We start from the raw sequence: 12,406 nt of genomic DNA, 5'->3' as shown, positions 1-12,406 counted from the left end.
TGTTCGCCTACCCCGGTGAGACGCCGGTGCTGAACTTCTCCGCGCAGGCGGAGGACCCGGCCAACCGGGGGCTGGCGGTGAACGGCGCGTACTGGCACGTGCGGGGCATCGTGGTGGAGCGGGCCGGGGACAACGGCATCTTCGTCGGCGGCAGCAACAACGTCTTCGAGCGCACGGTCACGCGCTTCAACCGCGACACCGGCCTGCAGCTGTCGCGGATGCTGTCCACCACCCCGAAGGACCAGTGGCCGGCCAACAACCTGATCCTGAGCGCCGAGTCGCACGACAACGCCGACTCCGACGGCGAGGACGCCGACGGGTTCGCCGCGAAGCTCACCTCCGGGCCGGGCAACGTGTTCCGCTACGCGGTCGCGCACAACAACATCGACGACGGCTGGGACCTCTACACCAAGACCGACACCGGCCCGATCGGCGCGGTCACCATCGAGGACTCCCTCGCCTACGGGAACGGCACGCTGAGCAACGGCGGCCAGGCCGGCAACGGCGACCGCAACGGCTACAAGCTCGGCGGCGAGGACATCGGCGTCAACCACGTCATCCGCCGCAACATCGCCTACGACAACGGCAAGCACGGCTTCACCTACAACCGCAACCTCGGCACGATGACCGTGTCCGACAACGTCAGCATCGACAACACCGAACGCAACTTCAGCTTCGACGGCGGCTCCTCGGTCTTCCGCGGCAACACGTCCTGCCGCAGCGGCAGCGGCACCAACGACAAGACCGTCGGCAACGTCGACGGCACCAACCAGTTCTGGACCGGCACCAACGGCTCCCGCTGCGCCTCCTACAGCGGCGCCCTGCGCTGGTCCTACGCCTCCGACGGCCGCCTCGTCGTCACCTTCGGGTAGTAGGCCACGGGGTAACGGCACCGCAGCGTGGCGGTGTCGGGTGATCGGGCGGGCACACCGCAGTGCCCGCCCGATCACCCTCATGGACCACGCCTACCGTTGAGCGCTAGTCGCGGTCACCGGGACTGGTCCCAACGGTGACCGGACATGCTGGACGGATGTCGTTTCTCCGGTCAAGAGCGAGGATCCCGATGACACGGACTCTTGGTGTGCTCCTGGTGGTGTTGCTCGCGTCGGGCGTCTCCGCCGCGTGGTGGCCCGCCACGTCGGGGGCAGCCAGCCCACCGCCGGTCGCCGGCGGGCCTGACAGCCGGTGGTCCGCCGGCCACGGCGTCGACCGCACGGTCAGCGTCACCGACTCGACCCAGCTCCAAGCGGCCCTCGCCGACGCCAGGGCCGGGGACCGGATCGTGGTCGCCGACGGTCGTTACACGATAGGAGGGATGACCGGCAAGAACGGCACCGCGGCCAAGCCGATCACCGTCGTGGCGGCCCACCGCGGTCGTGCGGTGGTCGACGACGGGCAGTTGGAGGTGGCGAACTCGTCGTACGTGACCTTCGAGGGCTTGAGCTGGACGAACCGCTCGACCCTGCGGATCACCGGCTCGAACCACGTGCGGTTGACCCGCAACCACTTCCGGCTCGCCGAGGAGTCGAAGCTGAACTGGGTGCTCGTCGACGGCGCGAACAGCCACCACAACCGGATCGACCACAACCTGTTCGAGGAGAAGCGCCAACTGGGCAACTTCATCACCATCGAGGGGTCGGAGACCGAGCAGTCGCGGCACGACCGCGTCGACCACAACCACTTCCGCGACATCGGCCCGCGCGCGGTCAACGAGATGGAGGCCATCCGGGTGGGCCGGAGCACGATCTCCCGCTCCAGCGGGTTCACCGTCGTCGAGTCCAACCTGTTCGAGGACTGCGACGGCGACCCGGAGATCATCTCCGTGAAGAGCAACGACAACACCGTGCGCTACAACACGTTCCGGTCCTCGCAGGGGACGTTGTCGCACCGGCACGGCAACCGCGGCACCCTGCACGGCAACTTCTTCCTCGGCGAGGGGAAGCCGGGCACCGGCGGTATCCGGATCTACGGTGACGACCACAAGATCTACAACAACCACTTCGAGGGCCTGACCGGCTCCGGCTACGACGCCGCGCTCCAGCTCGACGGCGGCGACGTGGACATCTCGGGCGCGTTGAACGCGCACTGGCGCGTCTACCGGGCGACCGTCGTGCACAACACCTTCGTGAACAACGTGTCGAACATCGAGATCGGCGCCAACTACACGTTCCCGCCGATCGACTCCACCATCGCCGACAACGTGGTGACCGGCGCCCAGGGCAAGCTGTTCAACGAGCTGAAGACGCCGGTGAACCTGACGTACGCCGGGAACGTCGCGTGGCCGACCGGAACCGCGACCGTCGGCGTCGACCAGCCCGCCGAGGCGATCCGCGCGGTCGACCCGCTGCTGCGCCGCGAAGGACCGGTCTACCGGATCGGCGCGGGCAGCCCGGCGATCGACCGCGCCGCCGGCCGCCACGCGTTCGTCACCGACGACATGGACGGCCAGCCGCGGGCCGGTGTCGCCGACGTCGGTGCGGACGAGAGGTCGACTGCCGCAGTGGTCCGGCGACCGCTCTGCGCGACCGATGTCGGTCCGAACTCCCGGTAGCACGACGACGTGCCACAACGGGGCCAGCGGGTGCGGGTTCGCGCTCGCCGGCCCCCGGCACGGTCAGGAGGGCAGCTTCGCGGCGGCCACCGCCGCCAGGCGCGTGGCCCGGTCGCAGTACTCCTGACCCGGCCGATCGCCGCTCACGGTCAGCACCATCATGTCGATCTGCTCCCGCGGCGGCACGTTCGCCGGCCGGTGCGGCACGTTCACGGTGCAGCTCGTGCCCGTGTCCAGCTGGAGGTACCCCGGGCGGCCGTCCAGCTCGACCAGCTCGCCCGCGACCACCTGCCCCGCCGGGTGCTGGTCGAAGCGCAGGTTGATCCCGGGCCCGCCGACCGTGCTGAACCACTTGCACGCCCAGTTCCCGAACACGTTCACGGCCGAGTCGCCGTTGACCGCGGCCAGCGTGACGAGCGTCTGGTCGTCCAGCAGCGCGCAGGCGTCGACGTGGGCGAGCGAACCGGCGGGGAACGGGGTGGCGCGCCGGGGGACGGGACCGCTGCGGAGCACGTCCAGCACGGTGTCCGTGGCGACCTCGGCCACGGCGCAGAGGTCCAACGGCGGGTTCTGCAGCTTCGCGGCCACCCGGACGGCGTACTTGTCGTCCACGACCACGGTGCGGTCGCACTCGCCGCTCTGCAGGGCGCCCTCGACCACGTCGAACGGTTGTCCCTGGACCGTGCGCGAGGCGCGGGTGATCAGCTGGACCTCGACGTCCACCGGTGCTTTCGCGCCGACGTCGACCACGACGTCACAGCGGTTGAAGTTGCCGTAGGTGGTGACCAGCCGCGTCGGACCGAATCGGCTCAGCTCCTCCTCGTCGAACAGCGCGCACGGGTCGGCGCTGCGCTCGTCGCCGACGAGACCTGCCGGTGGCGGCTGCTGCGCCGCGGGCGCCTGGTGCTGCCAGGTGAACACCACCGCGCTGATCGCCACGACGAACGCGACCCCCGCGGCCACCCGGAGTGACGCACGGCGCCGTGCCGTGACGCGGGCGGGGCGTGGGACCGGCGCCGGTGGCGGCTCCCAGTCGCCGACGATTTCCTTGAGCCGTAATCGGACCTCATCGGCGGTCGGTCTCCGCTGGGGGTGCCGTCGCAGCATCTCGGCCAGCAGCGGGGCGAGCGGACCCGCCTGGCGCACCGGCAGGGTCTCGCCGCGCCGGACGCGCTCCAGCACCTCGTGCGGTTGGCCGTTGCCGAACGGCGGCGTGCCCTCGACCGCGGCGAACAGCGTGGCGCCGAGCGAGAAGACGTCCGAGGCGCGGCTCGCCGGGTGCCCGCCGGCGACCTCGGGCGAGGTGTACGCGGGTGTGCCGGTGACCTTGCCGTCGTCGGTCCGGGTCACGTCCCGCCAGATGGAGATGCCGAAGTCGGTCAGCTTGGCCAGGTCGTCGTCGGTGACCAGGACGTTGCCCGGCTTCACGTCGCGGTGCACGATGTTCTTCGCGTGGACGGCGGCCAGCGCGCCCGCGATCTGCACGCCGATCCTCGCCACCCGCTCGGGCGGCAGCGGCCCGCTCGCCGCCAGCGTCTTGTCCAGGCTCTCCGCCGGCATGTACTCCATGACGAGCCAGCAGTCGTCGGCGTCGACGGTGTCGAAGATCGAGACGGCGTTCGGGTGCTGCACCTGCGCGGCGGTCTCGGCCTCGCGGCGGAACCGCGTCCGGTCGGTGTGGTCCGCCGCCGCGTGGGGCCGCTTGAGCGCCACCCGCCGCTTCAACTTCCGGTCGAACGCGCCCCAGACGACGCCGCCGGAGCCGGAGCCGCGGGCGTCCTCCAGCTCGTACCGCCCGCCAACCACATCCCCCGTGCGCACGGTGCGTAGTGTAGTGACCACGGTTGCGCGCCGTCATGGGCTTCGCCGGGCCGAGGCGCCGTGAGCTGGCCGATGCCCCGGACTTTCACCCGATAGGCGGCCGGTCAGGACAGCGCGTCCAGCAGTGCCAGGTCCGGCGGCACGAGGGTGGTCGACAGGACGAGTTCGCGCAGCAGGTTGTCGTTGAGCGCGTTGCCGACGGGCTCGCCGACCTCCTCGCGCAGCAGGCCGTGCACACCCGCCGCGGACAGCCTGGCCCGGACGTCGGCGACCATGTGCTCGACCCGCTTGACGCCCCAGCCCGCGTCCGGCTGGAGCTCGTCGAGCACCTCGGCGACGTGCTGGCGCGACACCGGCTGCGGGTTGGCCTCGTGCAGCAGGTAGCGCTGCCCCAGCACGACCAGCATCAGGTGCTCGTCCGGCGTGAGCCGCCACCGCTTGGGCGGCTGGGTCACGGCGGCGTGGCGGGTCGCCGGGTGGCCGCCGTCCTCGCCGGCGACGTACAGCTCGAGCAGGTGCTCGCGCTCGTGCGAGCCGCGGATGAACAGCGGCGTGTAGCCGTCGGCCAGCGGCACCGGGTCCTCGTCGCGGAACAGCCACCGGGTCTTGGGCAGGCGGATGGGCAGCCGCCCGGTGTTGGTGACCCACCACCGGCCGGCGTGGCGGGTCAGCAGGCCGTGCTGGCGGCTCACCCGCGGGTCGGTCTCGCCGACGCACACGTCGACGTCCGGCCGGTTGCGGCCGAACCTCACCCGGCGTCCCTCGACGGGGGTGACGCTGATCTTCCCGCTCAGCGCCAGTGCGACGACGGCTCCCGGCGCGGCGCGCGGCACGTCGCGCGCCAGGCTCTCGGTGTTCATGCCGGCCTCCTCGTGTTGTCGCGCAGTGTCGCCGGACCGGCCCGGGACCCCTCCCGGCCCTCAGGATTCGATGGTAGGGACCGATCTCGTCACGAGGGGCGATGCCAACCGGACCGGACTGCGGCGTTCGCCGCGAGTGAGGCGGGAGGGGTCCCCGGCGGCTCCCGCCACGCTGCGTCCATGGGCGATTTCGAAGTGACCATCGACACTCTCCAAGAGGTGGTCGGCAGGCACGGCAAGGTGCGTGACGAGCTGTCCGCGACCAACCAGCAGAGCCAACTGCTCGCACAGATCCAGCCTCCGATGCAGGACCCGGCGACCACCGCCTTCACCACCGCGGCCTCCCAGGCGGGCCAAGCGCACCTCGACTCGGTCTCGGCGATCGAGCGGGAGCTGCAGACGCGGATCGAGGAGCTGAAGGCGTCGGTCGAGCAGTACGCGAAGACCGATCAGGGCATCGAGGGCGGAGTGGCGGTGAAAGGCCGATGACAGGGCTCAGCGGATATGAGATCTACCAGATGGTGTCGCAGGGCGCGGGCCCCGAGGGGCTGAACCAGGCGGCGGATGTCTCGAAGGACGCGCGCACGCGCATCCAGGCCCTCGGTGACGAACTGCGTCGGCTCACCGCCGAGCTGCAAGCCGCGTGGCAGGGCAAGGCGTCGGAGCGGGCGGCGCAGGCCGTGCAGCCGATCGAGCAGGCCCTCCAGCGCGCGCAGGAGACGCTGGACAAGGCCGACGCCTCGCTGCGGACCCAAGCGCAGAGCTACGGCCAGTTCAGGCAGCGGGTGATGCCGATGGCGACGCCGCAGCCGCCGGAGCTGACCCTCTTCGACGAGCTGACGCCGTGGGACACCGACAACGAGATCGCGCGCAAGGAGTGGTTCGAGGCCGACGCGAACAACCGCCGCGTCTACGCGGAGTACGCCACGGCGACGGGCCAGAACCAGGCGACGTTGCCGCAGATGCCCCAGGGGGCCGGCGGCGTGCTGGCCGCGGACACCGCGGTGCAGGCCGTGAGCGGACCCGGCGTGCAGGCCGCGCCGTCCGCGCCGCCGCAGGTGGGGGACGCGGGTGCGACTTCGCCGTCGTCGGCGGCGGGAGCGGCGGGCGGTGACAAGACCTCCGCACCGCCGTCGGTGGGCGGTGGTGGCGGCGGCAAGACTTCGGCCAGCGGCGCCGTCGGCGGTGGCGAGGGCGACCTCGGCGGGCGAGCGCCCGCCGTTCAAGGGCCCGCCGCACCGAGGCAGCCGGGCGACCGGACGGCGGTCGCCGACTGGTCCACCGGTGTGCCCGGCGGCCTGCCGATCGCGTCGCGCCCGCCGTCGGCCAGGGACACCGCGCACACGTCGAACCTCCCGAAGGGCGACCACCTGTCCGGTGTCGCCCCGGTGCTCCCGGGCGGGATCGGCATCGGCGACCCCACCGGCACCAGGGGGCAGCGGGGCGCCCTCGACGCGGGCGACCGCTCCGGCGTCCTGGGTCGGACGCCGCCGCCCAACGTGCCTGCCGCGGCCGGTGCCCGTGGCGTGGCGGGCAGGGTCGGTGTGGCGGGCATGGGCGGCTTCGCCCCGCACGCGCCGCACATGCGCGAGGAGGAGGACCGGGAGCACCGGCGCACCGTGTACCTGGAGGAAGAAGCGGACGCGCTCGTCGGCCCGATGCCCGACAGCGTGACGCCCGTGATCGGGGAGGACTGATGCTGCGAGAACCGGTGGTCTTGTCCGACACGGAGTTCGACGTGCTGTGGCACCACGACGACCTCGGCGAGCACCACACCGTGCTGCACGTGCCGCCCGCCGAGGCCAACACCCTGGAGGTCGAGCACGCGCTGTACCGCGAGGGCGTGCGCGTCGACGAGGCGCTGGAGGCGTTGCGGCTGCTCGCGTTCGCGGACTTCGAGTGCTTCGGCTGGATCGCGTTCAACCGCGAGGTGACGCTGCCGGTCGTCGCCGCCACGGCCGGTCGGCACGGCGTCTTCGCGTTGCGGGACAACGGTCACGTGCGGATCGACGCGTTGCACGGTGACCCGTCGGACCGGCTCGTCGCGTGCCTGCCGGAGCTGCGGCCGGGCCGGGGTTCGTCGATCAACGCCCGTGCCGAGGAGGCGTCGACGTCACGGCCGCTGGTCGAGCTGATGCAGCGTTCGCGCACGGGCGTCGCGAAGCTCTACGCGGCCAAGCGCGACCGGTACGGGCGGCGCCGGCGCTCGGAGTCGTTCCTCACCACGATCGACTGCCCGGACGGCCGCTGGCTGGTGGTCCGCTACGTCGACAACCGGGGCCAGGGCTGGGTGCACGCCACGCCGGCGGCACGTCCGATCATCAGGGAGTGGCTTGGCCGCATCGGCGACTGACCGGGACCGTGGAGCGGCAGGCCGCCGGTGAAGCCGGCCTGCCGCTCCTTGCGTTGCGATCCGAACGGAGGTTCCGCCCTGCCCGAGGACACCGGCCGGGCGTTCGCCACAGGTCACGGCGCAGTTGCCTGTGGTGGTGCGGTGAGCCGTGGGTTGTCCGGGGCGGGGACCACGGAGTCGGCCCGCAGCGGCAGCAGTCGGCCGGCGACCACGTGCCGAGGGGTGAAGTGGACGCGCCGCCCGGTGTGGTCGTCGTCGCCGGGGGCGCCCGGACGGGTCCACTCCACCTCGGCCCGGCCGGACAGGTGCAGGGTGTGGCCGGTGGTGAAGTCGCAGAAGAGCAGCGCGGCATCGGGGTCGGCGTGGATGTTGCCGAGCGTGGTGAACATGTTGTTGCCCGAGTAGTCGGGCCACCACAGCCCTCCGCCCTCGACGCGCACGAACCCGGGGGCTCCGCCGCGGTGCGAGGCGTCGTTGCCGCGGGTGGGGTGGGTGGTGCCGACCAGGAACGTGTCGGAGCGGCGGATCAGGTCGACGTCGTCCGGCGCGAGGCTCGTCCCGCGTCGGACCGGCGCGGCGCTCCGGAGCGCGGCGGGTGTGCCGCGCAGGCGCCGTGCCTGGATGTACTGGGGGCAGTTGCCGAACGCCTGGTGCACGTCGACGCGTAGCCCGTCGTCCCCGGAGTCGGCCAGGGTGCCGTTGACGCGCAGGCGCCTGCGGAGGGCGAACTCGACCGCGATCAGCCCCACCGGCTGGTCCGCGGGCAGGTCGTGGAGCGGATCGCCCTCGGCCGGCGACGTCCGCGCCGTGAGGGAGGCCGGGGAGTCGACGTGGAGGAACCCCGGCGGGCCGGTGAGCGGGGAGAGCCACAGCGTGCCGTCGGTGTCGCGTGCGGTGATCGCGGCGAAGGTCCGCTCCGCGAGGAACCGCGCCGCCCCCGCACCCAGTCGGGCGGGGGCGACCATGGCCGAGAGCCGGGCGGCGTCCCTGGAGACGCCCGCCCGGCGCTGCACGGCCAGCTCGCCCGCGTGGAAGCCCGCGGTGTCGACGCGTGCCGGGTCGGTCATCGTGGATCAGGCCGTCCCGCGCGGGGTGACCACGGGCCAGTCGTTGTCGACCCGGGCGAGGATGTTGAAGTAGTTGGTCAGCACGTTCAAGGCCAGGTGGCCGACGACCTCGCCGATCTCGGCGTCGGTGGCGCCGGCGTCACGCGCGGCCTGGAGGACCCCCTCCTCGACCCGTCCGCGACCGCGGGCGACGGCGTCGGACAGGGCCAGCAGCGCCCCGGTGCGCGGGTCGGACGACTTGGCGTCCCGGGCCGCCTCCAACTCGTCGGCGTCGACCTTGGCGATGTGCGCGCCGATGTAGGTGTGGGCCGACAGGCAGTACCCGCAGCCGTTGTACTCGGCGGTGGCCAGCGCCAGGCGTTCGCGGACCGGAGCGGGCAGCACACCGCCTGCCAGTGCACCGGACAGGGCCAGGTAGCCCTGGAGCAGCGCGGGGCTGTTGGCCATCACCTTGGTCATGTTCGGCGTCACGCCGAGGGCTTTCTGCACGTCGGCGAGCAGCTCGGCCGCCGTGCCGGTCGCGGTGGCGGGGTCGACGGGGGTGAAACCGGTCATGCGGGCAGCACTCCTTCGGGCGGTGGTTCTGACGCTTAGGTGGGTCAGTAACCGTTAGAAGGACCATGGCACGCGCCCGCGTTCGTTGTCAAACGGATGAAGGCTGCTTCAACCGTCAGAAGTGCGCTAGCCTCGACCGCATGGACACGGATGCGCCGCTGTTGGGCGAACCGCTGCCGGTGGAGTTGATGAACACCGTCTGGGCCGACCGGGACGGCGTGCACGACGCGCTGCGCGATCGCGACCACACCCGGGCCTGGCTGCACGCCGTGTGCGCCCGGACGGACCTGCTGACCCCCGGCGACCTGGACGGGCTCACCGCGTCCGACCTCGACGGCCTCGGCCAACGCCTGGTCGGCCTGCGTGACGCCCTGCGCCGGCTGGCCGCCGAGGCCACCGAGGACCGGCGCCCGGCGGCGGCCTCCGGGGTGCGCGACCTCGAAGCGGCCGTGACCGCGCTCAACCGGGCCGCCGGTGACACGCCGCGCTGGTCGGTGCTGTCCTGGACGCCGGGCCAGGCGCCCTCACGTCACGTGCGCACCAGCGGGCAGGCCGCGTCCGCCGCCGTCTCCGCCATCGCCGAGGACGCCGTCGCGCTCTTCAGCCGGGACGACCGGCTCCAGCTGCGCGCCTGCTTCGGGCCGGGCTGCGTCCTGTACTTCGTCAAGAACCACCCCCGCCGGGAGTGGTGCTCGGCAGGCTGCGGCAACCGCGCCCGCTCCGCCCGCCACTACCAGCGCCACCGCGGCACGACGGCCTGACCGTCGCGCCGCGGCGGCCGGCGTTCAGCGGCCCATGGCGGCCAGTAGGTGCTGCAACTTGTCGTGCAGCAGGTCCACGGCCTCGTGGTAGGTCGCCGCGTTCGCGTCGGCGTTCACCGGCGTCCCGTTGACGTCCAGCGACGCGTGCGCCACCACCAGCCGCGGCCCGTCGGTGCTCAGCCGCACCTTGGCGTAGGAGATGTCGGCGGGGGAGTACTTGGCGATGGCGGTGACCTTGGTCCGGGCGTACTCCGCGGCTTCCCCGGGCAGCCCGGTGGCCAGGTCGACCCGGATGTTGGCGATCTCGTGCACGTGGCTCATGCCTCCACCCTCCTCCTCGCCGTGCCGGTCGGCAGTGCCCGAGGCCCGCACGTGGACCGGCTCGGCCGTCGGTGCCATGTTGTAGAGTTGAAGAACTCTTCAAGTCTTCAACTCGCCGGAGGCCGTCGTGCCCCTTCCGCTGCACCAGGCCAAGGCGGAGTTCTTCCGGATGCTCGGGCACCCGGTGCGCATCAGGGTGCTCGAACTGCTCCAGGACGGCCCCAAGCCGGTGCGCGACCTGCTGGCCGACATCGGGATCGAGGCGTCCAGCCTCTCGGCCCAGCTGGCGGTGCTGCGCCGCTCGGGGATCGTCACGGCGACCCGTGACGGCACGACCGTGGTCTACGCGCTGACCAGCGACGACGTGGCCGAGCTGCTCCGCGTCGCGCGCCGGGTCCTCGCCGGCCTGCTGGCCGGGCAGAACGAGCTGCTGGCGATGCTGCGCGAGGAGGAGCGGGCGTGACGGTGTTCCTGCCCGCCAGAGCCGACTGGGCCGGCGCGACGCGTCGAGACCTCGTGGCCGGGGTGACGGTCGCGATCGTGGCCCTGCCGCTCGCCCTCGGGTTCGGCGTCGCCTCCGGGCTCGGCGCGGCGTCCGGTCTCGTCACGGCCGTCGTGGCGGGTGCGCTGGCCGCGGTGTTCGGCGGCTCCAGCCTCCAGGTGTCCGGCCCCACCGGTGCGATGACGGTCGTGCTCGTGCCGATCGTCGCGCGCTACGGCGTGGACGGTGTGCTCACCGTGGGGCTGCTGGCCGGGATCCTGCTGGTGCTGCTCGCGGTCGCCCGCGCGGGCCGCTACATGCGGTACGTGCCCGTGCCGGTGGTGGAGGGCTTCACGATCGGCATCGCGGCGGTGATCGCGCTGCAGCAGGTGCCCGCGGCTTTGGGGGTGGCCGCACCGGACGAGGACCACGTGGTGCTCGGCGCCGTCGAGGCCTTCGCGGACTTCGCCGCCGCGCCGCGCTGGGAGGCCGTCGCGCTCGCGGCCGGCGTCGTCGTGGTGATGCTCTTGGGCGCCCGGTGGCGTCCGGGTGTGCCGTTCTCGTTGCCCGCGGTCGTCGTGGCGACGGTCGTCGCGCAGTCGGCGGCGCTGCCCGTGGCCACGATCGGGGCGCTGCCGGCGGCGCTGCCCGCACCGTCGCTGGGGTTCCTGGACTTCGGCGCGCTGTGGTCGCTGCTGCCGTCGGCGGTGGCGGTGGCCGCGCTCGCCGCGCTGGAGAGCCTGCTGTCGGCCGCGGTGGCCGACGGGATGAGCGTCAACCAGCGGCACGACCCGGATCGCGAGCTGTTCGGCCAGGGCTTGGCGAACCTGGTCGCGCCGCTGTTCGGCGGTGTGCCCGCCACGGCGGCCATCGCGCGCACGGCGGTCAACGTCCGCTCCGGCGCGACGTCCCGGCTCGCCGCCCTCACCCACGCCGTGGTGCTCCTGCTGATCGTCGTGGTCGCCGCGCCGTGGGTGGCCGGTGTCCCGCTCGCGGTGCTCGCCGGCGTGCTGCTGGCCACGGCGATCCGCATGGTCGAGGTCGGCTCGGTGCGCGCGCTGGCTCGCGCCGGCCGCTCCGACACCGCTGTGCTCGCGCTGACCGCCGTGGCCACGCTCGTGCTGGACCTCGTCACCGCCGTCATCGTCGGCCTCGTGCTCGCCGGCGTGTTCGCCCTGCGCGCGGTGTCGCGGACCGCACGCCTGGAGGAGGTCCCCCTGGAACCGGGCGACCACCGCGAGGAGGAACGGGCGCTGCTCGCCCAGCACATCGTCGCCTACCGCCTCGACGGCCCGCTGCTGTTCGCCGCCGCCCACCGCTTCCTGCTGGAGCTGACGGAGATCGCCCCGGTGGCGGTGGTGATCCTGCGGATGTCGCGGTTGTCCGCCGTCGACGCCACCGGGGTGCAGGTGCTGCGCGATGCCGTGCGGCGCCTGGAACACCGCGGCATCACCGTCCTGGTCTCCGGTGTGCGCGACGAGCACCGGCGCGCACTGGACACACTGGACCTGCGCGTGTTCGACCACACGCCCGACGCCATCGACCACGCCCGCGCCCTCCTGCGAGAGCGGGACCTCCTGCCCTGATCCGCGGCGAAGGCGTCCTCGGTCGCGAACTTCACCACGATGTGTCATGG

The 12,406-nt window shown here is 72.7% G+C and carries 12 protein-coding genes and 1 pseudogene; 8 read left to right on the top strand and 5 right to left on the bottom strand.

What is annotated here, in order from left to right; all coding sequences use genetic code 11:
- Positions 1–872 (top strand): annotated as a pseudogene (locus ADK67_RS33620) (right-handed parallel beta-helix repeat-containing protein); the annotation flags it as partial.
- Positions 873–1,063: 191 nt separating this feature from the next.
- Complete coding sequence (locus ADK67_RS33615) at positions 1,064–2,551, top strand: polysaccharide lyase 6 family protein (protein ID WP_197289740.1); 1,488 nt, start codon at positions 1,064–1,066, stop codon at positions 2,549–2,551.
- Between the two features lie 63 nt (positions 2,552–2,614).
- On the opposite strand, the gene ADK67_RS33610 is transcribed toward ADK67_RS33615, so the two are convergent.
- Both ADK67_RS33610 and ADK67_RS33605 read right to left on the bottom strand, forming a co-directional pair.
- The gene (locus ADK67_RS33610; protein WP_197289739.1) at positions 2,615–4,372 is read right to left on the bottom strand and encodes a serine/threonine-protein kinase; all 1,758 of its coding nucleotides are present in this window, start codon (positions 4,370–4,372) and stop codon (positions 2,615–2,617) included.
- A 104-nt stretch (positions 4,373–4,476) separates the two neighbouring features.
- Complete coding sequence (locus ADK67_RS33605; RefSeq protein WP_053720584.1) at positions 4,477–5,232, bottom strand: FHA domain-containing protein; 756 nt, start codon at positions 5,230–5,232, stop codon at positions 4,477–4,479.
- Between the two features lie 180 nt (positions 5,233–5,412).
- Here ADK67_RS33605 and ADK67_RS33600 point away from each other — a divergent pair, with 180 nt between their 5' ends.
- From ADK67_RS33600 to ADK67_RS33590, 3 genes are read left to right on the top strand one after another with little or no spacing between them, the layout of a single operon-like run.
- A complete protein-coding gene (locus tag ADK67_RS33600; RefSeq protein ID WP_053720583.1) occupies positions 5,413–5,721 on the top strand; it encodes a hypothetical protein in 309 nt (102 codons plus the stop codon).
- Positions 5,718–6,929, top strand: a complete 1,212-nt coding sequence (locus ADK67_RS33595; RefSeq protein ID WP_082404223.1) for a WXG100 family type VII secretion target — start codon at positions 5,718–5,720, stop codon at positions 6,927–6,929. Before ADK67_RS33600 ends, ADK67_RS33595 begins: the two co-directional genes overlap by 4 nt.
- Positions 6,929–7,585 (top strand): ESX secretion-associated protein EspG, encoded by a 657-nt coding sequence (locus tag ADK67_RS33590; RefSeq protein WP_053720581.1) that lies wholly within the window; start codon positions 6,929–6,931, stop codon positions 7,583–7,585. Before ADK67_RS33595 ends, ADK67_RS33590 begins: the two co-directional genes overlap by 1 nt.
- A gap of 113 nt (positions 7,586–7,698) precedes the next feature.
- Here the strand turns inward: ADK67_RS33590 and ADK67_RS33585 are convergent, their stop codons facing one another.
- Positions 7,699–8,652, bottom strand: a complete 954-nt coding sequence (locus ADK67_RS33585) for a pyridoxamine 5'-phosphate oxidase family protein (protein ID WP_053720580.1) — start codon at positions 8,650–8,652, stop codon at positions 7,699–7,701.
- A gap of 6 nt (positions 8,653–8,658) precedes the next feature.
- Complete coding sequence (locus ADK67_RS33580; protein ID WP_053720579.1) at positions 8,659–9,207, bottom strand: carboxymuconolactone decarboxylase family protein; 549 nt, start codon at positions 9,205–9,207, stop codon at positions 8,659–8,661.
- A 140-nt stretch (positions 9,208–9,347) separates the two neighbouring features.
- On the opposite strand from ADK67_RS33580, the gene ADK67_RS33575 reads away from it, so the two are divergent.
- Entirely contained in the window at positions 9,348–9,968 is a 621-nt protein-coding gene (locus ADK67_RS33575) for a CGNR zinc finger domain-containing protein (protein WP_053720578.1), read from the top strand.
- A gap of 24 nt (positions 9,969–9,992) precedes the next feature.
- Here the strand turns inward: ADK67_RS33575 and ADK67_RS33570 are convergent, their stop codons facing one another.
- Positions 9,993–10,367, bottom strand: a complete 375-nt coding sequence (locus tag ADK67_RS33570) for an HPF/RaiA family ribosome-associated protein (RefSeq protein WP_053720577.1) — start codon at positions 10,365–10,367, stop codon at positions 9,993–9,995.
- Between the two features lie 49 nt (positions 10,368–10,416).
- Here ADK67_RS33570 and ADK67_RS33565 point away from each other — a divergent pair, with 49 nt between their 5' ends.
- Both ADK67_RS33565 and ADK67_RS33560 read left to right on the top strand, forming a co-directional pair.
- Positions 10,417–10,752, top strand: a complete 336-nt coding sequence (locus ADK67_RS33565; RefSeq protein ID WP_053720576.1) for an ArsR/SmtB family transcription factor — start codon at positions 10,417–10,419, stop codon at positions 10,750–10,752.
- Entirely contained in the window at positions 10,749–12,356 is a 1,608-nt protein-coding gene (locus ADK67_RS33560; protein WP_053720575.1) for a SulP family inorganic anion transporter, read from the top strand. Before ADK67_RS33565 ends, ADK67_RS33560 begins: the two co-directional genes overlap by 4 nt.
- Positions 12,357–12,406 lie beyond the last annotated feature (50 nt).

This window comes from Saccharothrix sp. NRRL B-16348, assembly GCF_001280085.1.
Classification (GTDB): domain Bacteria; phylum Actinomycetota; class Actinomycetes; order Mycobacteriales; family Pseudonocardiaceae; genus Actinosynnema.
This window is presented reverse-complemented; position numbering and strand designations above follow the sequence as displayed.